Source organism: Halomonas salinarum, from assembly GCF_012062845.1.
Taxonomy (GTDB): Bacteria; Pseudomonadota; Gammaproteobacteria; order Pseudomonadales; family Halomonadaceae; genus Onishia; species Onishia salinarum.
In genome coordinates this window covers 14,446-41,213 of record NZ_WWNB01000004.1, presented here as the reverse complement: position 1 = coordinate 41,213, position 26,768 = coordinate 14,446, and the positions used below count along the sequence as shown (strand labels likewise).

The following is a 26,768-nucleotide window of genomic DNA, read 5'->3' as shown; positions in this document are numbered from 1 at the left end:
TAACACAAGTACCTAACATAAGGACTTAACAACAGGATAGCCGATGGAGACAGATGCTCCTCAAGGCTGTCTGCTTACCCAGGGTTGTGTCTATAACGCTTGAGCTTGAGTTGAATCTGGCAGAAAACGCGCCTGTATCTCTCCGTCATGCCATACCAGAAGCTCTCCAGGCGCCATCCGTACCCAGTTCTCGTTATCGGTCAGTGGCTCGGTCGCTATCACCGAGACCACATCATGCTCAGTGGTATGCTCGGCGAAATTCACGTTCAGTTCGGCATCCGACAGGTTGGCCTCACCAAAAGGCGCCCGGCGCGTGATATGGGCAAGCTTGGTGGAGCAGAAGCTGTAGAGGTAAATGCCGTCGGAGAGCAGCAGGTTGAAGACGCCCTTGCCGCGCAGCCGCTCACAGCAGCGATGAACCAACGCCCAAAGCGCCTGAGGGTCCTTGGGAGGGGTGGGGAAATGGTGGCGAAGCTCCCCCATCAGATAGCAGAAGGCGTGTTCACTGTCAGTGCCTCCTATCGGTCGCGAGACACCCAGTGGCAGATCCTGCCAGCCCTCGAGCTGACCGTTATGGGCATAGCACCAGGGCCGCCCCCACATCTCACGAGTGAATGGATGGGTATTGGCAAGGCTCACATGGCCGACATTGGCCTGGCGGATATGACTGATCACGATATGCGACTTGATCGGATAATCGCGAATCAGGCTGGCGATCGGCGAATCGACCGAGGGATGCGGGTCGCGAAACTCGCGGTATCCGCCCTCCTCGTAGAAGGCAATGCCCCAGCCATCACGGTGCGGCCCGGTGCCACCACCACGATGCAGAAATCCCGCGAAACTGAAGCAGATATCGGTGGGCACATTGGCGCTCATGCCGAGCAATTCACACATGAGGATCCTCTCTGCGCTGCTGCGTGTGGGGTTGAGACACGTTGCGCGCACGACGCCTACGCGCGAAAAGCGCCCAGAGTATTATCACCAGAACGACAGCGGCCAGCGCGGCCCAGACAAACCACGAGCGGGGCTGGTCGTTAAGGCGATGGACCAGACGCCCGGCCTTGGCGGGAAGCGCATTGATGGCGTTGACGATTCGATCAGCGGCCGACTCTTCACTTGAGGCCTCACCACTCGGCGAGTTCGAGGCATCCTCCGGTTGCCGATGCAGGTCACGACTGGTCATCTTGGCGCCGTCCAGGCGTGCCTGATCGACCAGGATGCGACCGTCAGCGTTGAGGAGCAAACGTGGCAGATTTAGCGCCCGCGACTCACCGCCCAGCTCGACATCGCCATCAATCTGCAATGGCAGTCCTATCTCGTCTGAAAGCTCGGGCAGCGTCACGCGCCAGCGACGCTCGTCGGTGGCCTCAATGGGGAGGGGCTCACCCTGAAGCGTCGCGCTGAGACGTGTGTTGGTGGTATCAAGCTCGGGGTGCTCGGCCTCAAGCCACACGTGACCGTCTTCTCGACGGGCACTGATAGCGGGTAACACATTGACCGCCTGGACCCGTTGGCGATGAATGTGCTCGCCTTGTGCATCAATGACCAGACGCGCGTTACCGGTCAGGGTCGGTGCGGGCAGCACGCCCCTGAAACGGGCATCGTCGGGTGCGACGCGCGTCAGCGAACGTCTGGCTGCCAATGCCCCATCGATCGTCTGGAGTTCAACCGTGACCCGCATGTCCTGTCGAACGTTCGCAGCAAGGGAGTCACCATCTGTCCTCTCGAACCAGACGTCCAGCGGCAGGTCAAATCCCTGGTAGAGCGTCGCAGGGAGTTCTGAGGTATTCATCGCAAGCGGCGATACCACGCTCACACGACTGTCTCGGTCGAGCGCTCCTTCGATCCGCCACTCGCCCTCCTCTGGCGAAGGAACCGTGATCAGATCAAAGCGCGGCTCACGCTGCCAGCTGGCCCCTGCCGGAAGATCCTTGGGTGAATAGCGACGACCATCGGGACCGACAAGTACCGGCGGCGCTGCGTCCGGCTCATGGAACAGCAGTGCAGAGAAGGACTCTACCTCCGGGTCGATAGGAAAGCGGTTATCGCTCAGTGGCACCTGGTCGGTGGGAAAAATGCGCTCGAAGATATCGAGGAAGCCGCGCAGCAGATCCTCAGGACTCTGAGCGAGCGCCGCCAGCCCCTGACTCGACTGAGCCAGGCTCTCGACCAAGGCAAGGTCAGCCTGTTGGGAAAAGGCAATGGCGTGAATCGTCACGCCCCGCTCAGCAAGCGAGGGGACGAGCTCCTCGAGCAGCACCCGGCGTGAGCGGGCATCTCTTGACGCCTTGTTGCCGCCACCCGGGGCCAGATCGATCACACCATCGGTGAGCAGCACCAGATGCCGTCCGTTACCCGGCGCCTCACTTGCCTGACGGATGGCCGCCTCGATATCCGTGTACTGCTGATAATCAACCAGCCGGGGGGCCAGTGAGCGGGCCTTCTCACGCCAGTCCTGATCCACTGAACTTACCGGTAGAGGATTGTCGACGCGCTCGCCGAAGGTCCAAAGACCACCGCGAGAACTCGAGGGAAGCAGTGCGGCCAGAAGCTCCAGTGCACTGGCACTCAAGCGTTCAGGGTCATTGTCTTGCATGCTGCCTGAAACATCGAAGATCACGCGCACGTCCGAGGCGAGCGCCGCCTCTGGTTTACCGTTCTGTGACTTGACGTCCTCTGTCGCCTGCTGGGCAAAAACGGCGGTCGACCACAGCAGGCAACCCAGCACGGCACCCAGGATGACGCGCATAGGCCCTTCCCCTTAACCGATCACCGGCTCCTGACGTTCATGGCTTGAAGCCTTCGGCTGCTTGACATCACTGGCCTTTGCCACCACCGGCCGGCGTCCGAGGGACCAGACACCAAACCCCAGCAAGGCGCCCAGCACCATCCCCACAACCAACAGCAGCGAGGCGCCAAGCATAGCGCCACCTTTGCCCTGAAGCATGGCCACCGCGGCCACCACGATAGCTGGCGCAATGCCTGAATGAGGCTCGGCTTGCTCCAGCGTCGGCAGCGCGTAGCTTGCGGGCATCCAGATGATGCCGGCCACTACCCCGGTGACGATCCAACGAGGCAACCGGGGGAGGAAGCGAATTCCCAGGTGGCCAGTCACCAGCACGACCAGCGACAATAGAGCATAGATCAGCCACAGTTGTGGCAGCGAATTGGACAACAGCATCATTTCTCTCCAAGCAAACGCCTTCTGGCGCGCGCATCCACTAGTAATTGCCCATATGGTACACCGCACCCAATGAAAGCACAGCCGTCTACCTCGCCCATCGCTCGCTTCCGCCGCCCGGACGACCCTGACTGGCACTGGCTGGAAAACCGCGATGATTCATCCGTTAGCGACTTCCTCGAGGCCACCAACGCCGAAAGCAGCGCCTGGTTTGCGCCACTAGAGCCCGTCGTCGAAGCGCTCTACCAGGGTCACCTGGCTCGCCGCGAACTGGCCGTGACCGGTCTGCCGGCGCCGCTGGATCACTTCACCTACTGGAGTGAGACCGCCGCCGACGCCGACTACCCGCGCTGGTGGCGCCATCCGCTAGATGCGCCATCCCAGCGCGAATGCTTTCTCGATCTTGAAGCGCGCGCCGCTTCGCTGGATTTCCTCGAGATCGGCGACATGGCGCTATCACCCAATGAAGCCTGGTTGGCCTGGACCGAAGATACCAATGGCGACGAGATGTTCGCGCTCTATCTCAAGTCATTGCCTGACGGGGTCCCCAAGCTCTTGCTGGAAGGCATCGGCCCGGAGCTTTGCTGGGCTGAAGATGATCGTACCCTGCTGTTCACCCGTTACGATGACATCCAGCGCCCGGAGAGTATCTGGAGGCTGGACACGGCGATGCCCGAGCAGGCAGCCGAGCTGATCCTGCGTGAGGACGACCCGGAGTTCTGGCTCGGCATCGGCAAGACCCGCTCACGGACGTGGCTGGTACTGGAAAGCGCTTCAAAGGACACCAGCGAATGCTACCTGGTGCCGGCTAACCTGCCGGCCACTGAGCCCCACTGCTTCCATCCTCGCGAAACCGGCGTCGAATATGCGATCGAGCACCGCCCCGGCCACTTTTACGTGCTCAATAATCGCGAGGCGCCGCACTTCCGCCTGGATATCTGCCCCGAAACCAGCCACAACGCCTGGCAACCTCTGATTGCGCATCGCGATGATCAAACCCTCGAGGGCGTTGACGCCTTCGATTGGGGACTTGTGATCACCGAACGCGACCATGACAAGGCTCAGGTCTATCTGCGGGTAGTGGAGCTTGACGCCCAGCACGGTATACAGCGTGATGAACGCCTGCCACTGCCCGAAGAACCCTGCAGCCTGGCGCTGGGTGATACCCCGCACTTTAACGAGCGTCGGCTGTTGCTGCGGGAAGAATCCTTCACGCTGCCGATTCGCTGGCTTGCCCACGACCTGGACACGGGTGAGCGCACCTTGCTGAAGGAGCAACCGGTACATGGCACCCTCAAGCCATCGCAGCTGACGTGCCAGCGGGTGTGGGCCGAGGCCCATGATGGCGATCGGGTGCCGGTGTCTATCGTTGGCCGTGCTGATTGTCTCGGCCAGGCACCCATGCCGACCCTGCTTTACGGCTACGGCGCCTACGGAGAAGTGCTCGACCCCTGGTTCTCGGTGGCAAGGCTCGAGCTTCTGGAACGAGGCGTCGCCTTTGCCGTGGCCCATGTGCGGGGTGGCGGTGATCGCGGCGAGCCCTGGTACCTGGCCGGCAAGCTCGAACACAAGGAAAACAGCTTCCGCGACTTTCTGGCGGCCCGTGACCGCCTGGTCGACATGGGGCTGAGTGATGAAGACCGGGTCGTGGCCTACGGCGCCAGTGCCGGTGGGCTGCTGGTGGGCGCTAGCCTGAACCTAGCGCCCGAGGCCTTCTGCGCCGCGGTGCTCGATGTTCCCTTCGTGGACGTGCTGCGCACCATGGAAAACCCTGACCTGCCGTTGACCATTGCCGAGTACACCGAATGGGGTAACCCTGGAGACCCCATCGTCCATCAGCGCATCAAGGACTATTCACCGCTGGACAACCTCCAGGCCCATCCCTACCCCAGCGTATTTCTGCAGGGCAGCTGGCACGATGCCCGGGTGCCTTACTGGGAGCCTGCCAAGCTCTATGCCCGCCTGCAGGAGCTGGGTAGCGCCCGTGGCCCCGTGATCCTGCGTACCGACATGGGAGCCGGTCACGGTGGCGCTTCTGGTCGCTTCAAGGCCTGGCGCGACAACGCGCGACAGGATGCCTACATCCTCTGGGCACTAGGGCTCATCAAGCACGACTGATTCCCTGCCCGCTTATGACAAGGCCTCGCCCGGTATTGACCGAGCGAGGCCTTTTTTCACTGACGCCCTGAGGCTGGTCGTCTAGTTAGCGTCAGCAACTTAGAGCGGAGAACCACCAGCTCCGGAGCCAGTGCCACCGGCACCGCCGCCGCTACCCCCGCTACCGCCATTGCCGCCGGCGCCGCTGCCACCCCCACCAGAACCACCGCTGCCGCCACCGGAGCCGCCAGAACCACCACCACCGGAGCCGCCAGAACCACCACCACCGGAACCGCCAGAACCACCACCACCGGAACCGCCAGAACCACCACCGCCAGAACCGCCAGAACCACCACCGCCAGAACCGCCAGAACCGCCACCGCCAGAACCACCACCACCGGAACCGCCGCCAGCACCACCACCGGCACCGCCGTTACCGCCACCGCCAGAACCACCACCACCGGAACCACCGTTGCCACCATTACCAGGATCGGTTGGATCGGTTGGATCGGTTGGATCGGTTGGATCGGTTGGATCGGTTGGATCAGTTGGATCAGTTGGATCGGTTACGGGTGGCTCAAGGCCGGGTGTTCCAGGCGGCGGATCCACTGCTGCCACTTCCAGGATGAAGCCGCTACAGCCTTCCTCAAAGCCACTGCCGCAGCCCCCGCCACCTGCCGCCGGCGCCTCGAAATCATCGATCAGGGCATCCAGCTCCCTCTCCGTCAGCGTGTCATTGCCGATCTCTGACATCGCATCCTCTGGCAACGGACGCGCGAAACTCTCTTCCGATGACGATTGCGCCAGGACACCTGACGATGACAAACAACCGATTGCCACCACCAAGGCCGTCAATTTGAACTTGTGCATTGCCTGCCCCCTTGCTGCTGTCGCTTGCCTGACGCATCGCCTCTCGGCCTGCGCAAAACATTTTGTTACACACCTGCATAGCATGGTTACCTGCCACTTCATTCACCATCGGAAAAGGGCATGGTTCTTCAGCAGCAAGATCAGCAATCAAAATGTTCAAGGATGCACTAGAGTCGTCATGCTTGGGGGGAGGAAACCATTAACCATCGATGGGCAGGATAGCGATGATATGGTCTTCAAGGGCCTCTTCAGGCACCTCTTTCTGGGACACGGCAAAGCTTGCCACACTGATGCCCTTGCGATGCACCCTGGCGGGGTCACCGGAAATCAGCGGATGCCAGCCGGCCAGCTTGCGACCTTCATGAAGGCGTCGGTAGGCACAGGAATGCGGCAGCCAGCGAAAGTCATCGACTCTTGCTACCGTCAGCTGGGTGCAGTCGGGCACGCGGGCAAAACGGTTCTCGTAATCGCTGCATCGACAGGACGAAATATCCAGCAGTTCGCAGGCCACATTGAGCACGGCCACATCACCACTGACCTCATCCTCGATCTTGAGCAGGCAACATTGACCGCAACCATCGCACAGCGCTTCCCACTCTGTGTCACTCAACTCTTCGAGGGGGTAGCGCTCCCAGAAACGCTCTCGCATAGAGACTCCTTGATGCGCAACGGGCGCAGATGACGAGGCGACGCCAAGGCGTCAGTAGCTTGGCCGAATCGGTGTATGATAGAGATCCAGCAGATAGGACTCTTTGGCAGGCGGCATCTGCAAGTAGAAGCCCTTTTCATCGATAGCGGCCATCACATCGCAGGCCTTGGCACGGGACAGGTTCTTGCCGGGCGTCAGGATCATGGTAAGCACGGGCTCAGGCTTGCCGAAATGCTCAAGCAATTCTTCGGGTACATCCTTCATTCCGTTACGTTTATCGACGTAGAGATACATCTCGTCCTGACGTGAACTCTTGAAGATTTCACAAAGTAACTTGCGAGCAGTTGCGTCACTCATTAAGTATTCACCTGATTGAGGGCAGCGGCCAAATCATCGGCCAGGCACTGACCACGCCAGCCATTTGGCAGGATCAAGGGGCGATGCAGCAGGCTTGCGGCCACCAGCGCCTCAATGTCGCGACGACGCATCAGCACCTCAGGAGCGATGCCCAGCGCTTCAGCCTGCGCCGTGATCACCTGTTTAAGCGCCTTGTAGCGTTTCTTGAAGGGGCCGGTAAGCGGAGACGGCAAGGCTTCAGCAAGCTCGGCCTCATCGCAATGGCGCGCCTCGCGCACCAGCGCCAGCAGAGTATCCCCTTCACGTTTGATCACGCCAGGTTTTAGCCCCTCGATCTGCGCCAGACCATGACGGTCCTTGGGCATGCGCTCTGCAATCGCATAAAGCAGCTTGTCGTTGACTAGCCAGCCCCGGGGCAGGTTGCGGGCACGCGCCTCGCCTTCTCGCCAGGTGGTCAAGCGGCGGTAAGCCTCGATCTGAGGGCGTTCGAGACGCCACAGCTGGCGATGCCGCAGGTACCACTGGCCATCGGCATCAATGCTGCGTCCCGCCTGACCAACGATCGCCGCACAGTCCGCTTCGAGCCAGTCGAGCCGTCCGTGCATTTCCAGTGCTGCCCGCTGAGCTTCCCAGACTTCCAGCAGATAAATCACGTCCAGAGCCGCATAGCGGCACTGGGACTCAGACAGCGGACGCTCAAGCCAATCGGAGCGGGTCTCGTCCTTGGGTAGAACATGGCCCGTCCAGTGTTCTACCAGCCGCTGATAGCCCATCGCCGGGTCTTCGCTGAGCAGCGCCTGAGCGACCTGCGTATCGACCAACGGCCATACGCTTACCCCTGCCCAGCTGGCCAGCACTTCGAGATCTTCACTGCTGGCATGCAGAAGCTTGAGCGGCCCCTCGGAAAGCAGGGTCTTTAAGGCGGGAGTCGCCTCAACCGCCTGAGGATCGACCAGATAGGCCGTCTCGCCGGCACAAAGCTGCACCAACGCCGGCACGGGATAGAATGTCGACTCGCGAAAGAACTCGGTATCCAGTGCCAGCGTATCGGCGCTTGAAAGCGCCTCGCAGGCCTCATCGAGCGCCTGCGGGGTATCGATCCAGCGAATATCGAGATCGAGATTTTCGGGTGCCAGGGACATAGTATTTCCAAGTAGTACGACAGGCGTCGACTCACTCTCCGGAAAAGGGCAAGCGACCATTGAAGGCGCGGCTCAAGGTGCCGCCGTCGACATATTCCAGCTCTCCGCCCATGGGAACGCCATAGGCAAGGCGCGACAGTCGAATCTCGCGACCGATGAGCTGGTTGGCAATGTAATGCGCCGTGGCTTCGCCTTCCACGGTGGGATTGGTGGCCAGAATCACCTCATCCACACCTTCTTCGGCGAGACGCGCGTCGAGTTGATCGAGGCCGATATCATCAGGGCCTATGCCATCGAGAGGGGATAGGTGGCCATGCAGGACAAAATACTGGCCGTGATAACCACCGGCCTCCTCGATCGCCAGCATGTCCGCGGGCGATTCCACCACACACAAGAGCCGCTCATCGCGACGCGTGCTGCTGCAGAGACCACACAGCTCTTCTTCGGTCAGGGTGCGGCAACGCCGACAATAGCCGACTTCCGCCAATGCCTGGGAGAGCACGGCAGCCAGACGCTCACCGCCCTGCCGTTCGCGCTCAAGCAGGTGCAAGGCCATGCGCTGTGCGGTCTTGGGCCCCACCCCCGGCAACACACGTAACGATTCCAGCAATCGGTCAACGAGGGGCGAGAAGCTCATCAGAACGGCATCTTGAAGCCGGGCGGCAGGTTCAAGCCAGCAGTCGCCTCTTCCATCTGCGCCTTGGAAGCCGCCTCGACCTTACGTACGGCATCGTTGACCGCAGCGGCCAGCAGGTCTTCGAGAAGCTCCTTGTCTTCTTCCATGATGCTCGGGTCGATATCGACATTGCTGACATCATGGCGGCCATTCATGGTGATCTTGATCATGCCAGCACCGGCTTCACCCTGGACTTCGGCCTTGGCGGCCTCTTCCTGAGCGTGCTGCATTTTTTCCTGCATTTCCTGAGCCTGCTTCATCAGGTTGTCCATGCCACCTTTCATCATGGTGAGATTCCTCTTGAGTCGTATTGGGTCGTGAACCAGAGACGTCAGGCCGAATCGGGATTCTGTCGGGGTTCGACGCTGGTTTCCACCAGCCGAGCCCCAAAGGTCGACTGGAGTTTCTGAATATGCGGGTCAGCCTTGAGCGCTTCAACCGCAACCGCATGACGTTCTGTAGCGATGCGCTCTGACTGGCCTCGGGGCGTTTCCACCGTTTCGGGAATCTCGCCGACCTCGATGCGCACCTTCCGATTGACGCCCGCATCAGCCAACGCCTGTTGGATGCGCTTGACGTGAACCTCGGCATTCATGGCCGACTGGGAAGGCGCCAGACGCAGATCCAGCTGATCGCCATCGTCCTGTTCGACAACGCAATGGGCCGCCAGGTTGCGCGTCAAGCCACCAAGCCCCAACTGCTCGAAAAGACCAAGCCAGGCCGCCTGGTTCAAGCGAGCATCGGCTTCGGTATGCGAAGGCGCCGGCACGCTCTCGGCAGCTCTCGAAGAGGCATCTGGCGGCTCAGGGGGCTGAGCCCCCTCATCCTCATCGGCTGCTGACGGGGAAGCCAACGACGCGGAGGCCGACGTGCCTGGCGCCACAGGTTCCGGGGTCGCGGGCGCCATTGAAGGCTCGTGCTCGGGCTCGGGAACATGAGGTGACGACGGACTACCTGCTTCCCTGGCGTCAGAAACCGCTGCCATGGCGTCTTCCTCGGCGTCCTCCCAGGTGGCCGCTTCAGCGCCTTGCTGGGAATCCGCCGGCTGAGCTGCCTGATCGCTTGCCATGTCGTCCGGCAAGGCTTCCCAGGGAGGCGGCAACTCGCTGGCTGACCGCGTATTTTCAGCCGCCGACGGGTCAGACGTATCGACTGACGTCGGTGTGCCTGGTCCCGCAGGGGCGGAGGACGACAGCGTGTCCTGAGACTCTTCCGTCCTGGCCTGCATGGGCGACGCATGAGGCAGCGCATCTGGCGCACCAGCAGCACCAGCGCCAGAAGCAGGTTCCTGGGAAGGTGGCGCGCTCTGGCTTGTCGCTGGCGTACTCTCGGCGGCTGGCTCAGGCGCCTTCTCCGGGACCGCGTCGCCGGTCATCGGCAAGGGCGTCTGGGCCGGCTTGGGAACGCCCTGGGGGCGGAAGGCCAGCATGCGCAGCAACGTCATCTCGAGCGCCGTGCGCGGCTCCGGCGCCTGGTCCATATCGCCACGGCCCTGCAAGCCAATCTGATAATAGAGCTGAACATCCTCAGCGGTGAAGCGCGATGCCAGCGTCAGCAAGACCTCGCGGTCACCGTGGCCGTTATCGAGGGCGCCGGGCACCATCTGGGCTACCGCCAAGCGGTGCAGGACACCAAGCAAATCATCGAGCACGCCGGCAAAATCCGGCCCCTGTTCGGCCAGCGACGCGACTTCGCTCAGCACACGAGCAGCATCGACTTCAGCCAATGCCTCAAGCAATGTCAGCACATGGCGTTGATCCAAGGTGCCTAGCATGGCGGCGACGTCGCCTTGGCGCACCTGGCCCTGGCCGAAGGCAATGGCCTGATCGGTCAGACTCATGGCATCGCGCATTGAGCCATCGGCTGCCTTGCCAAGCAGCCACAGGGCGCTTTCATCGAAAGGCACGCCTTCGACCTCAAGCACCTTGCTCAGATGCTCGACAATGCGCTCTGGCGGCATGTTCTTGAGCGTAAACTGCAGGCAGCGCGACAGCACCGTGACCGGGAGTTTCTGCGGGTCGGTCGTGGCAAGCAGGAATTTCACATGCGGCGGCGGCTCTTCGAGTGTCTTGAGCAGCGCGTTGAAACTGTGGGTCGAGAGCATGTGTACCTCGTCAATGAGGTACACCTTGTAACGTCCCTGGGTGGGCGCGTACTGCACATTGTCGAGCAGCTCGCGCGTATCTTCGACCTTGGTGCGAGAAGCAGCGTCGACCTCAAGCAGGTCGACGAATCGACCATCGTCGATGGATCGGCAGTTTTCACACTGACCACAGGGTGTCGATGTGACGCCGCTATCGTCATCGCCCTTGGCGGTGCAGTTCAGGCACTTGGCCAGGATGCGCGCCAGGGTCGTCTTGCCGACGCCACGGGTTCCGGTGAACAGATAGGCGTGGTGCAAGCGCCCCTGATCCAGAGCGTTGACCAGCGCACGCTGCACGTGCTCCTGCCCCACCAGCTCATGGAAGGTGTGGGGGCGCCATTTGCGGGCCAAGACCTGATAGCTCATGCAGCGCGGGATCCTTTCATCGAAAATAGACGACGCCGTTCAACGCACGACGCAAGGCCAGGCGCATTGCCTGAATCGGTCAGTATTCTAGCCGCTGGAGCTCACGGCCGAAAGACAAGGAGGGAGTGCATGCGAGGAGACAGGGATTTAGCCCCTGAAATGGAGGCGGCCCCGACAGCCACATCCCGGCACACGCATCCATCGCTACCGTTGCTCCCTTCCGGGCCTGGCGGGGTTCGCGATTTAACGTTGCGGGAGGACCGACGGGGCCACCATAACGACTCGAGCACTTACCACTGGATGCAAACATAACTTTTAAGCTTATACATGCACTGTTGTGTCGAGCGGGACGTACTGTAACAGTCGCTTAGCGTGTCCGCAAGGATGCAGGGGCTTCGCCACCGTGAAGTCAGACAACGCCTTTCTCGTCTAGGCTTAGAGGTGTAGCTTGGTGATAACCAACAAGATCACGTACCAATGGTAAGGGAGCGTTATGCAGAAGGATTCCAACAAGGGCTATATCGCACTGCTCGGCTGGAGCCTTAGCGCCATTGAGGCCGCCGAAAGCTTTGATCGCCGCTATGTGGTGGTCGCGCCGGACTGGGCTGAGGATTATTGCAAAAAGCACGATATCCCCTATGTTTCCTGGAACTTCGAGCGTCTGAATGATCGCTCCATGGAAATCGCCGAAACCCTGAGAGACATGGGCGTCGACGTTTCCATTCCGCTGTTCGAAGAGACCGTAGAGTGGGCGGGTGCGATCAACTCCGTACTGCTCGACAGCCCGCGTCTGTATGGCCAGTCACTGCTGCTGCGTGACAAGGCGCTGATGAAGCGCCGCGCTCAGCTGGGCGGCATCCGTGTGGGCATCTTCGAGGAAGCTCACGACAAGGAAGATGTGATTCGCTTCCTCAAGCGCGTCAACCAGACGCTGCTCAAACTCGACGGCGATCCCAACGACCCCATCCATCTCAAGGCCTTCGACAAGGCTGGTTGCCTGGGTCACCGCGTGATCCGTACCCCGGACGAGATTGATACGATTCCCGACGAAGAATTCCCGGTACTGATGGAATCACACCTGGATGGCTGGGAATTCGCGGTCGAAGCCTGGATTCACAAAGGCAAGATCGCCTTCCTCAACATTTCCGAGTATGTAACGCTTGGGTATTCGGTGTTCGTCCCGGCCTCTCCGGAACTCGAAAGATACCGTGAGCAGATCACGACGCAGATCGAGAAGCTGATCAAGGCCTTCGACATCGAGTTCGGCATCATCCATCCCGAGTACTTCGTGACCAACGATGGCGAGATGTACTTCGGCGAAGTCGCCTATCGTCCGCCGGGCTTCAAAGTCTTCGAACTGCTCGAACGCGTCTATGGGTTCAATGCCTACCAGGCCTCCATGCTGGTCTTCGACCCCAATACCACCGAAGAAGAGGTCAAGGCCTTCTTCCCGAAGGAAGTGGTCGATGCCGACGGCTTTGCCGGCTGCTTCGGTGTCTATCCGCGCCGCCGTGTGGTCAGCAAGCTGGAGATTCCCGAAGAGGTCGAGGATCACCCCTACTTCGAGTCTCACGAGCTGACCTCGCCCATGGAAGAGACAGTCACCAAGCGTACCGCCTTCGGCACGCACTGGGGCCTTGTTTACTTCAAGGGTGACGAGGCAGCACGCATGAAAGATCTGCTCAAACATATGGAAGATCTTGATTTCTATGTCTAACACCAAGGACATAGAAAGCATGCAAGTCTGATACAAGGAGTCTGCGTGACAACGCCACGTGACACGACAACTAGCAGTGATGCGTTGGAGGCCAGCGACAAGCTCGCTGGTCTTTTAAAGAATCTGGATGACGCCATCACACTGCTCAACAACGCACGCGACTTCGCCAAGCCGGGCAAACTCCCCAGAGTGCTTGATACTGCCCGGCGGGTGATGTTGCAGGAAGGCGGCTGTGCGGCCATCGAACAGCGCGGCCGTGCTCTCGAAGAGGCGGGCGTCTTTGTAGGGTCTGACTGGGAAACACCTCAGCACCTGGTCCCGTCACTCACAACCCATGCGCTAACGAGTCCCGATCCCAACATGGTGGTGATCGAATCGCTTAGCGAGCTTCGGCTGCTGGCCGTGGCCAAGGGTGATTACCTTCACCCACTGATTTCTCTGGAGCAGGCGCATCACTACCTGACCCAGACGATGGCACTGAATCTCAGGTTATTGTTTGGCGCCCCTACCGAAGCCGAGCGAGAAACGCAGGGCCGCTTGGCCGAGATTCCACGCCATCTGTTTCGGCATATGTCCGAGCGCATCGGCTACGAACACATTATCGATCATCTGATCGAGGAAATCTGGCGGATGCTGGAACAGCGTCCTATTCAGGTGGATTCCATCAAGCAGATGATCACGCAGATCGCCCTGTGCCAGGCCAACCCGGATATTGATCTGGGGGGCAGCGGCCAGGGGGCAGACCGCCTGGTCAGCTCGCTATTTGGCCCTACCCGAGCGTCTCGCGAAGACCCGGGGCTTGAGGTATACCGTGAGCGACTCAGCAGCATGGACAGCGCGGCCCTGCAGGGGGAAGCCACCGGCTTTGCGCGTGCCATGCACGATACGGGCCTGGTATCGGCCTATCACCCGGTGCTACTGCGCTATCTGCTTGAGCATAGCGACCACCTGCTGGCGGAAGCGCTGGGACTGTCGTCCACCGGCCGCGACTGCCTGCTGTGCTACCACGAACTCGTCCACGCGCTGATTCGTGGCGGCATCTATCCGGAAACCTCTCAAGCCGTCTACGGCCTGGCGCTAACGCTTGAGCGCGGTATTTTCTACCAACCCCCGGTAGCACCCGCCATGTGGCGCCAGCTGAGCCTGACGCTGTCCGACTGGTCTCAGGCCCGCCTGAACCTGGCCTTCGGGGAAGGTGTCTCGCCCAGAGCCCGGCTATTGGAAGGCGTCTTGTGCATGCTCGGCCTGCCGCTGGGTGTGGGACAGGGCAATAATCCGACCTGTCAGTCGGCGCGTGCGCTGTCGATGTGGGCCTACAACGACCCGGATTATCTGCTGCAAATGGTTGCCTGGGGCGCGCGTGATGACGACATCATCATGCACTTTGAAGGTATGCCTCTATCCTCCATGGCGAGCCTCTCCGGTGTGGCCCAGACATTGCCCACCGACCTCGACCCGGTGTCGTTGATCGTCGTGCCGCATCTGGACCGTATCTATGCGGAAATGGGCCGTCGCTGCATCGGCCGTGAGGGCGACCCGCACCGCTGGGTCAACCCGGAATTCCACGGCTGGTGGTCGGGCCGAGGCTTTCGCATCAACGTTGATGTGGCAACCGGGAAACTGCAGGATCTGGATGACTTTCTGCGCCACTTCTATGCCAGTTATCACCCGTTCTACAACGGCAATCAGCCACTGATTCATCCACAACCGGCCGGCATCGCCGTGACCGATACGTCGGCACGTTTCATTGGCTGGCATGCCATCACGATCCTGCGCGCCAATCTCGATCCCAACGATGAGATGCGGGTCTATTTCTTCAATCCCAATAACGACAGCGGTCAGGATTGGGGCGACGGCATCAAGGTGAGCACCTCGGATCATGGTGAGCGCTTCGGCGAGTCTTCACTGCCCTTCGAGCAGTTCGTGTCGCGCCTGTACATCTATCACTTTGATCCGCTGGAGCCAGGTGAGCTTGCCAAGATCACCCAGGAGGAACTCGACCGGGTGACAGGCTATATTCATCGAAGCTGGGGCAAGGATCGCATTCCCAATGCCGAGCTGCAGGCAAGCAGTGGTCAGGTGCCGCCAGAGATCTGATAGCTGGCACCAGCGACCTAACCAGCCTCACCATTATCCATCCACTTCAATAGTGCGGCCGCCGGGATTCTCTACCGGTGGCCGCCTTGCGTATAATCCTCTGCCTATACTTCCCTTCCTTTAGGCCAGAGGCCGCATGATTCGACTCGACCAACTGCTTGTCTCCCTGGGCCTGGTGCGCAGCCGCTCACGTGCCCAGCGCTTGATTCGCCATGGCCGGGTAAGCCTGGCCGGTCAACCACGACCTCTGACCAAGCCCTCTGAAAAGCTGCCGGAAGACAGCGCGTTGATCATCGACGAGGACCCGGAAGAACGCTATGCCTCGCGGGCCGGCCTCAAACTTGAGGCATTGCTTGAAGCGCGCGGCGTGTGCCTGGAGGGCCGTGTGGTACTCGATGTTGGTCAGTCAACCGGCGGGTTCACCGATTGCGCCCTGACCTTCGGCGCGGCGCATGTTATTGGCGTAGAGGTTGGCCACCACCAGCTCGACCCCACGCTTCGTGACGATCCTCGCGTCAGTTGCCTGGAAGGCCTCAATGCTAGGGCAATGGCGGCCTCTCCGGAGCTGCAAAAGGCCTTGGAGCAGCACGCGTCGGATGGTCTGTCCATCGCCGTGATGGATGTCTCCTTCATCTCGCAGACCTTGATCCTTCCGCAGCTTAGCCAGTTGCTGTCGCCGGGCGCGGAGTTGCTGTCACTGGTCAAGCCCCAATTCGAGGTCGGTCCCGGCAAGGTCAACGAGCGCGGTATCGTCACCGATGAGGGCCTGCTTGCCGATGTCGAGTCACGTATCCGCGCCTGTTGCACCGAACAGGGGTTCACGGTGCTTGGCTGGCAGGACAGCCCGATCCGCGGCGGCGACGGTAACCGTGAGTTTCTGCTCCATGCCCGTCGCGGCTAAAAGCCCCTGACGGAGCGCCATTATTCGTTGTTTTCGCCCTCCTCACCGCCTTCTCCCCCGCTTCACTGTGCGTCTCTGCCCTTTTCATCATCCCGCTTCGCGGATGGCGCCTCGCGGTGGCGTGTCGGGGCCACCCACTCGACGGGCCCACCCTTCTCATCGTGCAGATGCACATCGAGCTGATTGAAGGCGATTTCGACACCATGCTCCTCAAAACGCGAGGCAATCTCGACGTTGATTTCATCAGCTGCATGTAGCCGATCGAGCAGGGAGTTAACGAAAATTCGCAGTTCAAACTCCAGGCTACTGGCCGCGTATCGCAGGAAGAACACCTGTGGTTCCGGATCTTTCAGCACGCGCTCATTACGGGTTGCCGTCTCGTGCAACAAGCGATGCACCAGTGCCAGATCCGATCCATAGGCCACACCATAGGTAAGCACTACCCGTGTGATGCTATCGGACAACGACCAGTTGATCAGCTGATCGGTGACAAAGGTCTTGTTGGGAATGATGATCTCCTTGCGATCAAAATCCATGACCGTGGTAGCACGAATACGAATACGGCTAACGGTGCCATGCAGATTGCCAAGGGTAATGGTGTCACCGATGCGCACCGGCCGTTCGAAGAGAATGATCAAGCCCGAAATGAAGTTGGCAAATATTTCCTGCAACCCAAAGCCCAACCCCACGCCCAGCGCTGCTACCAGCCACTGCAACTTATCCCAGGTCACGCCGAGCGTCCCAAGCGCCATGACCAGGCCGCCCCCGGCGATCGCATAAGACAGCAATGAGGTAATGGCGTAAGCACTGCCCTGCTTTAGGGTCAGCTTCGATAACACCATCACCTCGAGCAGGCCCGGCAGGTTACGCGCCAGCATCATTGTCAAGACGACTATCAGCAAGGCGATAGCAATATCCATAACGCTCGCCCCGCTGGCGACACCGCCTTCTCCCGGTGCGCTGGCATCTGCGGCCCAGGGCGCAACCCTATCCAGGTAGCCGAGCACGGATAGCAGATCGGCCCACACCAGGTACAGCAACAGGCCAAGTCCCAGCACCAGAATGAGCTTGGACAGACGTAGCGACTGCTGATTGACCTGATTCATGTCCAGCGGTGGCTCCTCAACCACGTCCATGCCGTTCTCAAGCTCATCGCGCTTCAAGGCGTGGCGACGTGCTAACGCCCGCCGATAAGCCAGCCGCCTCGCGGCCACCGCCAATCCCCGGACCACGGAGGCCTCCACCACAATCCAGATGGCCAGCAGATAAAGCGTCATCACATAGCGTGATACCAGGCTCAAGGCCGTGTATTCATACCCCAGCACGATCAATCCGATCAGCAGCAATGGCACGGCGGCCAGCGTCAGGCCAATAAGCAGACGCAACAGCAAGATGCCAAAATGCGGCGTATGGGCAGTGATCAACTTGCTCTGAATCACGGCCATGCTGGCAAGGCCTGCCAGCATCAGCAGCAAGGCCAGCGGGTGCTCGGCCAGGGTGGTCTCGCTGCCGCGGGCCAGGCTGGTGATCAACAGCACCGGCACCAGTGACAGCCCGAGCCAGCGTAATAGCCTGGAGAGCCTCTGCGCGTAGGCAGGCGGCCAGAGAAAATGACGCACCGCTACTCCATCCCTTACGAGCAGTCGTCTCGCCCAAGCGATACTGGCCCAAGCCAGCGACAACTGCACCAGCGCCATTCCCAGGCGCGTCATCATACCTTCCGTCCCAACCACCAGGGCAAGGCCCAGCGATGCCATCAACAGCGGTCCAGGGCTTGCCAGGAGTGCATTGAGTGCAATCGCCAGCGGTGTCAGCGCCTGGGTATCATGCTTGAGGTGGCCAATCCTGTCGTTGAGCAGGACCAGGCGCATCTTGATGCGAGGACGCCACAGAAATAGCCCAATGGCCACCAGCATCGGTAACAGGCCCACCAGAGCGCCTGAATTCGGCCATTTCAATGGCAATAGCGAACGCCACGCGTCTTCCGTCCAGGTCTCGACCACCCGTTCCGGCACCTGACGCAGCCATCCCAGACCCAGATGGCGGCTGTTGGCGACCCAGAACAGCTGTTCATCGAGGGTCTCACGCAGTTGCTGGCTTAGGGTCATTAGCTGCTGCTGGTTGACCTGCAGATCAATGGCTGCGCTCAGTTGCTCGCCGTAGGCCTGCTCTAGCTGGTCGACCAGCTCGCGACGCGACGTAAAAAGATTCTCCAGGGCGGTAAGTAACGCCTCCGTTGGCTCGGCACCGGCCGTCTCCAGCCGCTCTCGGGCCAGAGCGGTGATATCCCGTAGCGAGTCGCGCTGACGACCCAGCTCGAACTGCTTGAGTCGCAGATCGGCGATATCGTCTTGAAGGTTGCGACGCTGCTCTACTTGCGGCAGCAAGCGCTTTTGTTCGCGCAGAATCCGCGACAACAACAGGCTGCCTCGAATGGCATCGATCTGCTCATTGAGGGTCTGCTGTAGCTGGCGAACCCGGTCGAGCCGACGACTGACGTCCAGTCCATCACGCGCCAAGGTATTGGCAAGCTCCGTGGCTTTCAAAAGCTCCAGGCTCAAGGTGTTATTGACCTCTCGCGCTTGGCGAACCACAGGGTGTTCGCTTTCCACTATCGAGGTGTCGGCCGATGCCGCCTTGATTGCCTGCTCAGACTGAGCACGTCGCTTCCGATCAAGCACTGCCTGCAACTTGGCGAGGCGGGCTTCCTGACGATCAATTTGCCGGTTGAGTTGCTCCTGTCGCAGCTGAGCGAGCTCCCGGAGCCTTGAGTTGGCACTCAAGGCGCGCTGTTGATAACGCACGGTCAGATCAGCCAGACGTGATTTTGCACGGCGCTCAAGCCGTGTGGGACCTTCGGGGAGTCCTTCCAGCGCCTGACGCCCCTTCTCAAGCGCCTGCATGGCCTCGGCAATACTCTGTTGGGCCCGCTCCGGTAGCGTCTGAGTATTGGTCAGTCGGGTATTAACCTCGCTCAGGCGATCCTGATACTCCTTCAGGGTCTCCATTGACGCCTTCAGACGAGCGTCCAGCTTATCCACGGACAGTCCCTCAAGCTCATCAAGGCTCAAATCAGGGGCAACGAACCCATCACCCTTGAGCTCTTGCTGAAGGTCTGCGATCTCCGCCGGCGCATCGGCAATACGCTGCTCAAGCGTCGCCATAGCAGCCTGCAGATCCTTAATTCTCTCGAGTAGCTGCAGGGTCGACTTGAGCGCCTCGAGATCACGCTTGGCGGCATCATCAAGCGTAGCCCCCTCTGCAGGCTCCAACGCCTGAATGCGCGTTTCCAGGGTATCGATATCCGGCAAGTCAGGGGGTTGCGTCTCCTGAGCCAGCGCATGCCCACTCACCATCAGCGTGACCAGCAGCATCCACCGCATTAGCCACCAACAGCTGGTGGCTACCCACCGTGGCTCATGGCACCGCAAAAAGCGCCCCTCATCTTTTTCCCACACCGCATGTCCTCCACGTTCCCCGCACACTATGCTGGGCTAGCGCGATAACAATCCGGGTACACAGCGCTCGACAGCCACCCTCTCATCGCTTTTTCCATCTAGCTGCTTCAGGTATCAGTTGCTAGGTGGCGCTGGAAAACGCGGCTCAATTGATCCATGAAATCCCCAGGTGTCATCGACAACGATTGACTTGGCCTGACGGCATGGTAGAAACAGGACTCGATAGACGACCGACAGGAATCAGCACATGGCCATGCCCAAGCCACTCACGGTCATCGTCCTGGCCGTGAGTATGACCTCAATGGCCAGCGGCGCCATCGCACACGATGTAGAGACCAACAAATCATCGGCCAACCAGCCGCTGACTCAGGAAAACATGACCGAGCAGTTGGCCGCTCAGCGTACCCTGGAAGAAGCCGAGCAGCGGCGTGAGCTAGAGAGTGAATCCGAGAACAATCCTTTCGCGATCACCACCTATCGCCGCAACTACCTGTTCCCCTGGAGCTACAACACCTCACCTAACCAGGAAGCCTTCCGTAGCGTCAGTGATGTGGCAGTAGGCAATGCCGAGGTCAAATTCCAGTTTAGTGTAAAGTTCAAGTTGGCCGATGATATCCTCGTCAATAATGGCGATTTTTACTTCGCTTATACTCAGCGAAACTGGTGGCAGGCCTATAACTCAGAAGCCTCCTCGCCTTTCCGGGAAACCAACTTCGAACCCGAACTTTTCTTGAGTTTCGACAATGACCTATCGTTGATGGGCTGGACCAATATCCAGAACCGGGTCGCCTTTAACCACCAGTCCAACGGTCGATCTGAGCCGCTTTCACGCAGCTGGAACCGGCTCTACCTGGATAGCGTCTTCCAGCGAGGTGACTGGGTCATCAATGTGTCACCTTACTGGCGGATTCCCGAATCCTCGGAGGACGACGATAACCCGGACATCGAGCGCTACATGGGCTATGGGGACATCACCGTGGCCCGACGTTTGAATAAGGACCATGAAGCCAGCCTGCTGGTTCGAGGCAACCCCAGTGCTGGCCATATGGGTTATCAGTTCGACTATTCGCTGCCACTCTCAGACAGCATGCGCTGGCACATCCAGTATTACTATGGCTATGGCGAGAGCCTGGTCGACTACAACCACAAAAACAATCGCCTTAGCATTGGCTTCAGCCTCAACTCCTTCTTCACCAACACTCGCTAGGCATCCGCCGACCAGCATGGCGGGGGATGCTTTCCGCACGCCTGTGCTGCTATGCTGGATATGTTCCAAAAAGTCCAAGGAGGATTTATATGGCTAACCGCACGCCCAATATCGATGCCAGCACCGACCAGCTCAAGAGCGACCTGAGTCACCTGAGCAACACGCTGGAAGAGCTGGTAAACGCTACTGCAGATGACTCCCGTAGCAATATCAAGGAAATGCGCGAGCGTGCCGAGAAGCGACTGAAGGACACTCGCTCCCACCTCGAGGCACGAGGCGAAAGCATCTATAGCGATACCCGGGAAAATGTTCGTGAACAGGCCGATGCCTGCAACAAGTATGTGAACGACAATCCCTGGACGAGCGTCGGCATCGGTGCCGCCGTCGGCGTCGTGGTCGGCCTGTTGATCGGACGGCGCTAATGGCAGCTGATAGCCAAGGACCGGCAGAACGCGTGTTCGAGGCTACCCGGCGACTGATCGGCAGCCTGGTCGCCACCGGCGAGACGCGCTTGCGTCTCGCTGTCGTAGAGCTCGAAGAGGAAAAGGCACGCTTGGTCACGTTGCTGCTGCTGGCAGGCGTTAGCTTTTTGCTGCTGCTGCTGGGGCTTGCCGTGCTCACGCTGTTGGTCGTTGTGGTATTCTGGGATACCCATCGCCTGGAAGCTATCGCCGCCTGCGCAATTGCCTTGTTGGGCAGTGGGTTTGGCATGGCGCTATGGGTGCGTCGTCTTGCCAAACGGCCGACGCTTCTCAAGAGTACGCTCAAACACCTCGCCACTGACCGCGAACTCATGAACGCGGAGCGACAGCATGCCCAAACCGACCACTGATATCGCTGTTCGCCAAGATACCGACATGGCAAGCATTGCTGCCCGTAAGGCTCTTCTCGAAGCCCGTATCGAGCAGCAGCGTATCGATGTGTTGGTGGATGCCGAGCGCTGGCGTCATGCTACCCAGAAAATCGATGCGTTCTACCATGCGGCGAAGCGCTGGAAAGCGCCACTCTATGGCATTGCCGGGGTGCTCGCCTGGCAAAGCCTGCGTCGGCCGAAAGGGTTCCGTCGACTCGCCGGGCGTGCTTTCGGCCTCGCCATGACGGCAAGACGCCTGCGCCGCCTGATCAAGTAGGCATCGCTACCTACAGGGCCTTGCCGTCAGGACACTCTCTGATCGCCGCCATTGTCTGCGTATGGTCTCTGCCTCTCTCTACCAGTGCCTCAACAGGCGCTGAATCCCCGTATTCATGATCTAGCCACTTTCCAGAAGCGCCGATAGCGACGGCAGAAGGCCTTGGGCGATTCTGCATAAAGAAGCCCCCCGAGTTGACGGGCCTCGCCGCGCAGGGTGGCTTGGCGCCGGGACGCCCGCCACTCAAGCTCCGCAACGACACCTTCCTCGACACCGTCAAGCTTTCGCAAGGCGGCGCCTAGCATCGTCAGATCGTGATCGTCGCCCAGCCGTTCCGCCAGAGCCTTGAGACTCCTGGCCCGGGCACGCATGGCCTCCGGCCATAGGGCTCTCAGCAGACGCACGTGATACCAGTGGTATTTGACCTGCTTTCGCCATTCATGGAAATCCCCGTCATCACCACTGGCATAGGCCTTGGCATAGGCGCTACGTCCCTTGCCATAGACGTGCTTAAGCCCCCCGGCGATGGACTTGAAGCCCTTGGCCGTGAGACGCCAGCTCGGCAGTCGCTCACGCATCGATTCAAGTGTTGCATGCGCCAACGCCAGTTGCTGGGCGGTGTTGTCCGCACCCGCTTCGGGACCGGTTTCGGCGAGTCCTTGGTCCCGCGCAGCGACCAGCGCTTCGCGAACGGGGGTGAGTTGCTTGGCCGACTCGGCCAGCGTTTCCGGAGGGACCAGCACATCGAAGGTATCAATGCATACCTGAGCATCGCGAGCCCCCGCCAGCGCCCGCGCTGTATCACGCAAGGCGACATTTTCCCGATGATAGAGATCGCGAGGCATGGCGTCGCGCATCAGGCGCAGCAAGCCACGCAACATCTTCATCCGTTTGCGGACCTGATGAACATGACCGGCAAGCCGCGGATCACTTGGCTCAATGGCAAGCTCGACAAGGGCATTACCCAGCTGGCGATCGACGAGGCGTGTCAGGTTGGCCTGCATGGCCTTGTCCAGTCGAAGTGCAAACGCCATGACAGTCTCCCCTTTGGTCCTAGTAAAGGCAGTAGCGAATCGGAAAGGCACCCCGTCTCTTGCAAGAACGGTCTATTGCGAAAGCTGCCTAGTGCACGAACTTGTGATTCGAGAAAAAAGTTTGAGCAATAAAAAATATAGCTGGTTTGAGAAATAAAATAGTGAATTGCTCCCTGTGTTCGGCTCCACGATACGGGCAGCGACAGAGCTGCTCGGTTTGTCACGTTGCTTCTGATTGTAGGTCTGATTGTCAGCCCTCGCGCTCTTCTTCACTTGGGCGCTGAACCGATTAAAGATTGAAGTGGTTCCCCGAAATTCGGACCAGGCGCTAGGCTCTGATCAGACCGATCAGGAGAGCCTGATCATGAGCAAAAAACGTCGGCAGTACACCAGTGAGTTCAAGGCCAAGGTGGCGCTCGCTGCGCTGAAGGGCGACGAGACCACCTCGGCATTGGCGGCTCGCTTCGAGATCCATCCGTCCATGGTGAGCCAGTGGCAGCGTGAGCTACTCGATAACGCTGCCGGCCTCTTCGAGGGCAGCAGCGGCAAGCCAGCGCAGAAGAGCCAGGAGGAGGTCGATACCGTCTACCGCGAGACCGGAAAGCTGACGGTGAGGAGCTGGACCGCTACTTCACCTGGTACAACCAGGGTCGGCCCCACCAGAGGCTGGACGAAGCGACACCCGATGAGCTGTACTTCCCTCAACCACTGAACAAGGCGGCCTGACGCTGATAATGGCCCGATCCGAGCTTTGATGACCTGTCGGGTAGTCTGAACAATGGGGTCCACGTCTGATGGTGGAACTGCCACGATCGGTGGTCCACTTCGCGCGTTGTAAGTTTGTCACCAGGCCGGTTGTACCTTATGTTGGAGATTGGGCTGCCCCGCTGAATCCGCCCGATGAGACCTGCCTTGGCTAACGGCTCCGCTCACTTGGTGCACTCCATTGGTGCAGTTCTGAATCAACCAGCAAGGAGAAGCTCAAATGCCGACAACGTCAGAAACTGAATTAGCTCCAGAAGTAGCAGCCTGGCTCGATCCGACCATGGACTCGGTTCGTGGGACAGAAACGCCCAAGGATCCGAACAAAGGCTACATCGCCCTGCTTGGCTGGAGCGTCAATGCTATCAAGGCCGCGCAGAAGTTTGACCGCCGCTATATAGTGGTTGCTCCAGATTGGGCCGCGGATTTCTGCACGGCAAACAAGATACCTTTCATCCCTTGGGATTTTATCCGTCTCAATGATCGCTCCATGGAGATTGCCGAAAGGCTGAAGGCGGAAGGTGTCGATGTGGCCGTACCGTTGTTCGAGGAAACCGTTGAATGGTCCGGTGCCATCAACTCTGTCCTACTCGACAGCCCTCGCATGTACGGCCAGTCTATTCTGTTTCGTGACAAGGCTCTGATGAAGCGCCGTGCACAGCTTGGCGGTATCCGCGTCGGAATTTTCGAAGAGGCGCACGAGAAGGATGACATCGTCCGCTTCATGAAGCGCGTCAACCAGACACTTCTTAAACTTGATGGTGACCCGGACGACCCGATTCACGTCAAGGCATTCGACAAAGCTGGTTGCCTCGGCCACCGAATGATTCGTACGCTAGAAGAAATCGACAATATTCCGGATGACGAATATCCCCTGCTAATGGAAAGTCATCTGAGTGGCTGGGAATTTGCTGTCGAGGCCTGGATCCACGATGGGAAAATCAAGTTCCTTAATATTTCCGAATACGTAACGCTGGGCTACTCGGTATTCGTACCGGCTACCGAGCAACTCGAGAGTTGGCGCAACGCGATAACCAAGCAGATCGAGCTGCTGATCAAAACCTTCGACATCAAATTCGGCTTGATTCATCCCGAGTACTTCGTCACTGCTGACGGCGAAATGTACTTTGGGGAGGTTGCATATCGTCCGCCCGGATTCAAGGCGTTCGAGCTGATTGAGCGAGCCTATGGATTTAGCGCGTACCAGGCCTCAATGTTGGTGTTCGACCCCAAGAGTACCAAAGAGGAAGTCGATAACTTCTTCCCGAAGGAAGTAGTCGATGCGAAGGGCTACGCTGGTTGCTTCGGTGTGTATCCGCGGCGTCGTGTGATCAGCAAACTGGAAATGCCCAAAGAAACGATTGAGCATCCCTACTTCGAGTCTCACGAATTGGTCGCGCCGACAGAAGAGACGGTTCCTGACCGGTCAGCCTTCGGAACTCATTGGGGCCTGATCTTCTTCTTTGGTGACGACCCCATCAAGATGCGGGACCTGCTGAAATCCCAGGAAGATTTGGACTTCTATGTCTAGAGGTCAAGCGTAGGGTCCCCGATGATCAATTGAGCCATAGGAGTGATCCCTTGCTAGCAGCAAGGGAGCTTCTACAGCAATGCCTTCGGGAACAAATTCAAGGGCCCCAAACTGCACTAGCGTGAGGCCGGCTGAAGTGGTCCCCCAAAATTCGGACCAGGCGCTAAACTCTGATCAGACCATACCAATTTTTATTGATACAAACATTCTTGCAACGCTACAAGCTTTTTTCTAGCGGCACAGAACTAGAGCGACTGCCCGCAGGCAACGCCCGACGCCCATGCCCACTGAAAATTATAGCCACCCAGTTCTCCGGTCACATCCAGCACTTCGCCGATGAAGCGCAACTGGGGTAGCCCATTGACTGCAAACGTCTTCGACGACACCTCATGGGTGTCAACGCCGCCCATGGTGACCTCAGCGGTGCGCCAGCCTTCGGTGCCCGCGGGTTTAATGCGCCAGTGGTTGAGGCGTCCCTGCCACGCCTCGAGGCGTGCATTGGAAAGCTCCGCCAGAGGAGCATCCTCTGCGTACCACTCATTCAGTGCCTGGGCAAAACGCTTGGGAAAACGCTCACCCAGCCAGGTCGACACACGTCGCTTAGGCGTTTTCCGGCGGGCCTGGGCCATCGCCTCGAAGGCGCTTTCCCCCGCTAGCAGGTCTATCTCGAGCTCATCTCCCGCTTGCCAGTAGCTCGATATCTGCAGCATGGCCGGGCCGGAGAGTCCGCGGTGGGTAAACAGCATCGGTTCACGGTAGCTGCCATCTCGACACGTCACCGCCACATCGCAGCTGACCCCGGAAAGATCCGCCACGCGCTCCTTCCATTGCGATGTCAGGGTGAAGGGCACCAGTGCTGCCCGGGTGTCGGTGACCGCGAGACCGAACTGGCGGGCGATGTCATAGCCAAAACCACTGGCCCCCATGCTGGGAATCGACAGGCCACCAGTAGCGATTACTACGGCGCCCGTGTCGATGCGCCCGCGAGAGGTCTCTAACCGCATACCCTCGCCCTGACGCTCAATGGAATCGATGCGCGTCTTCAGCCCGACCTCCACGCCAGCCCACTCGCACTCGGTAAGCAGCAGGCGAACGATGTCCTTGGCGGAATCCGCACAGAACAGCTGTCCAGGCGCCTTTTCAACGTAATCCACGCCATGGCGCTCGACGAGTTCGACAAAGTGCTCCGGCCGGTAACGCTTGAGTGCCGAGATGCAGAAATGCGGGTTGGCAGAAAAGAAGTTGCCGGGACTCGTCGCCGTATTGGTGAAGTTGCAGCGCCCGCCCCCCGACATCAGGATCTTCTTGCCGGCCTTGTTGGCATGATCGAGCAGCAGCACGCGCCGGCCAGCGTAGCCAGCGGTCAGAGCGCACATCAGCCCGGCCGCACCGGCACCGATCACGACGACATCGGGTTGAGAACTCATCGGGATCACCGTACAGGGAGGGG

At 59.7% G+C, this 26,768-nt stretch carries 24 protein-coding genes and 1 other RNA gene; 10 read left to right on the top strand and 15 right to left on the bottom strand.

Annotated features, from left to right (window positions below):
* Positions 1–90: 90 nt before the first annotated feature.
* From HF027_RS04375 to HF027_RS04365, 3 genes are read right to left on the bottom strand one after another with little or no spacing between them, the layout of a single operon-like run.
* Positions 91–894 (bottom strand): class II glutamine amidotransferase, encoded by an 804-nt coding sequence (locus HF027_RS04375; RefSeq protein ID WP_168013270.1) that lies wholly within the window; start codon positions 892–894, stop codon positions 91–93.
* Complete coding sequence (locus tag HF027_RS04370) at positions 887–2,749, bottom strand: VWA domain-containing protein (RefSeq protein ID WP_168013269.1); 1,863 nt, start codon at positions 2,747–2,749, stop codon at positions 887–889. The genes HF027_RS04375 and HF027_RS04370 overlap by 8 nt, the downstream gene beginning before the upstream one ends.
* Positions 2,750–2,761: 12 nt before the next feature.
* Positions 2,762–3,181, bottom strand: a complete 420-nt coding sequence (locus HF027_RS04365; protein ID WP_168013533.1) for a hypothetical protein — start codon at positions 3,179–3,181, stop codon at positions 2,762–2,764.
* Between the two features lie 72 nt (positions 3,182–3,253).
* On the opposite strand from HF027_RS04365, the gene HF027_RS04360 reads away from it, so the two are divergent.
* Complete coding sequence (locus HF027_RS04360) at positions 3,254–5,299, top strand: S9 family peptidase (RefSeq protein WP_168013268.1); 2,046 nt, start codon at positions 3,254–3,256, stop codon at positions 5,297–5,299.
* Between the two features lie 99 nt (positions 5,300–5,398).
* Here HF027_RS04360 and HF027_RS15475 read toward each other — a convergent pair whose 3' ends face one another.
* The 9 genes from HF027_RS15475 to ffs all read right to left on the bottom strand — a co-directional run bounded on the left by HF027_RS15475 (position 5,399) and on the right by ffs (position 11,747).
* Positions 5,399–6,031 (bottom strand): hypothetical protein, encoded by a 633-nt coding sequence (locus tag HF027_RS15475; RefSeq protein WP_209316396.1) that lies wholly within the window; start codon positions 6,029–6,031, stop codon positions 5,399–5,401.
* On the bottom strand, positions 6,012–6,308 hold the full coding sequence (locus tag HF027_RS04350) for a hypothetical protein (RefSeq protein WP_168013267.1): 297 nt from the start codon (positions 6,306–6,308) through the stop codon (positions 6,012–6,014). Before HF027_RS04350 ends, HF027_RS15475 begins: the two co-directional genes overlap by 20 nt.
* Before the next feature lie 39 nt (positions 6,309–6,347).
* Positions 6,348–6,797: a YcgN family cysteine cluster protein gene (locus HF027_RS04345; RefSeq protein ID WP_136253795.1), complete on the bottom strand. Its 450-nt coding sequence runs from the start codon at positions 6,795–6,797 to the stop codon at positions 6,348–6,350.
* Positions 6,798–6,848: 51 nt separating this feature from the next.
* Positions 6,849–7,154 carry a YcgL domain-containing protein gene (locus HF027_RS04340; RefSeq protein ID WP_168013266.1) on the bottom strand — a complete coding sequence of 102 codons (306 nt, stop codon included), beginning with the start codon at positions 7,152–7,154 and terminating at the stop codon, positions 6,849–6,851.
* Positions 7,154–8,296: a ribonuclease D gene (gene rnd / locus HF027_RS04335; RefSeq protein ID WP_168013265.1), complete on the bottom strand. Its 1,143-nt coding sequence runs from the start codon at positions 8,294–8,296 to the stop codon at positions 7,154–7,156. The genes HF027_RS04340 and rnd overlap by 1 nt, the downstream gene beginning before the upstream one ends.
* Positions 8,297–8,327: 31 nt before the next feature.
* On the bottom strand, positions 8,328–8,933 hold the full coding sequence (gene recR, locus HF027_RS04330; protein WP_136253798.1) for a recombination mediator RecR: 606 nt from the start codon (positions 8,931–8,933) through the stop codon (positions 8,328–8,330).
* Entirely contained in the window at positions 8,933–9,259 is a 327-nt protein-coding gene (locus tag HF027_RS04325; protein ID WP_136253799.1) for a YbaB/EbfC family nucleoid-associated protein, read from the bottom strand. Before HF027_RS04325 ends, recR begins: the two co-directional genes overlap by 1 nt.
* A 44-nt stretch (positions 9,260–9,303) precedes the next feature.
* On the bottom strand, positions 9,304–11,481 hold the full coding sequence (dnaX, locus tag HF027_RS04320) for a DNA polymerase III subunit gamma/tau (RefSeq protein ID WP_168013264.1): 2,178 nt from the start codon (positions 11,479–11,481) through the stop codon (positions 9,304–9,306).
* 169 nt (positions 11,482–11,650) lie between these two features.
* Positions 11,651–11,747, bottom strand: an RNA gene (ffs, locus tag HF027_RS04315) — signal recognition particle sRNA small type.
* Between the two features lie 227 nt (positions 11,748–11,974).
* Here ffs and HF027_RS04310 point away from each other — a divergent pair.
* From HF027_RS04310 to HF027_RS04300, 3 genes are all read left to right on the top strand, one after another.
* Entirely contained in the window at positions 11,975–13,198 is a 1,224-nt protein-coding gene (locus tag HF027_RS04310; protein ID WP_168013263.1) for an ATP-grasp domain-containing protein, read from the top strand.
* Between the two features lie 45 nt (positions 13,199–13,243).
* On the top strand, positions 13,244–15,295 hold the full coding sequence (locus HF027_RS04305; RefSeq protein ID WP_245184505.1) for a hypothetical protein: 2,052 nt from the start codon (positions 13,244–13,246) through the stop codon (positions 15,293–15,295).
* Between the two features lie 136 nt (positions 15,296–15,431).
* Positions 15,432–16,196 (top strand): TlyA family RNA methyltransferase, encoded by a 765-nt coding sequence (locus tag HF027_RS04300; protein ID WP_168013262.1) that lies wholly within the window; start codon positions 15,432–15,434, stop codon positions 16,194–16,196.
* A gap of 62 nt (positions 16,197–16,258) precedes the next feature.
* Here HF027_RS04300 and mscK read toward each other — a convergent pair whose 3' ends face one another.
* Entirely contained in the window at positions 16,259–19,570 is a 3,312-nt protein-coding gene (mscK, locus tag HF027_RS04295) for a mechanosensitive channel MscK (protein WP_245184502.1), read from the bottom strand.
* 331 nt (positions 19,571–19,901) lie between these two features.
* On the opposite strand from mscK, the gene HF027_RS04290 reads away from it, so the two are divergent.
* The 4 genes from HF027_RS04290 to HF027_RS04275 all read left to right on the top strand — a co-directional run bounded on the left by HF027_RS04290 (position 19,902) and on the right by HF027_RS04275 (position 21,991).
* On the top strand, positions 19,902–20,861 hold the full coding sequence (locus HF027_RS04290; protein ID WP_168013256.1) for a phospholipase A: 960 nt from the start codon (positions 19,902–19,904) through the stop codon (positions 20,859–20,861).
* Between the two features lie 89 nt (positions 20,862–20,950).
* Positions 20,951–21,283 (top strand): ElaB/YgaM/YqjD family protein, encoded by a 333-nt coding sequence (locus HF027_RS04285; protein WP_168013254.1) that lies wholly within the window; start codon positions 20,951–20,953, stop codon positions 21,281–21,283.
* Entirely contained in the window at positions 21,283–21,693 is a 411-nt protein-coding gene (locus HF027_RS04280) for a phage holin family protein (protein WP_168013252.1), read from the top strand. Before HF027_RS04285 ends, HF027_RS04280 begins: the two co-directional genes overlap by 1 nt.
* Entirely contained in the window at positions 21,674–21,991 is a 318-nt protein-coding gene (locus HF027_RS04275) for a YqjK family protein (protein ID WP_168013250.1), read from the top strand. The genes HF027_RS04280 and HF027_RS04275 overlap by 20 nt, the downstream gene beginning before the upstream one ends.
* Positions 21,992–22,104: 113 nt before the next feature.
* Here HF027_RS04275 and HF027_RS04270 read toward each other — a convergent pair whose 3' ends face one another.
* The gene (locus HF027_RS04270) at positions 22,105–23,025 is read right to left on the bottom strand and encodes a CHAD domain-containing protein (RefSeq protein ID WP_168013248.1); all 921 of its coding nucleotides are present in this window, start codon (positions 23,023–23,025) and stop codon (positions 22,105–22,107) included.
* 364 nt (positions 23,026–23,389) lie between these two features.
* Here HF027_RS04270 and HF027_RS04265 point away from each other — a divergent pair, with 364 nt between their 5' ends.
* Both HF027_RS04265 and HF027_RS04260 read left to right on the top strand, forming a co-directional pair.
* A complete protein-coding gene (locus HF027_RS04265; RefSeq protein ID WP_168013246.1) occupies positions 23,390–23,737 on the top strand; it encodes a transposase in 348 nt (115 codons plus the stop codon).
* 273 nt (positions 23,738–24,010) lie between these two features.
* Positions 24,011–25,318, top strand: a complete 1,308-nt coding sequence (locus tag HF027_RS04260; RefSeq protein WP_168013244.1) for an ATP-grasp domain-containing protein — start codon at positions 24,011–24,013, stop codon at positions 25,316–25,318.
* Positions 25,319–25,563: 245 nt separating this feature from the next.
* Here HF027_RS04260 and HF027_RS04255 read toward each other — a convergent pair whose 3' ends face one another.
* A complete protein-coding gene (locus HF027_RS04255; protein ID WP_168013242.1) occupies positions 25,564–26,745 on the bottom strand; it encodes a BaiN/RdsA family NAD(P)/FAD-dependent oxidoreductase in 1,182 nt (393 codons plus the stop codon).
* Between the last annotated feature and the right edge of the window lie 23 nt (positions 26,746–26,768).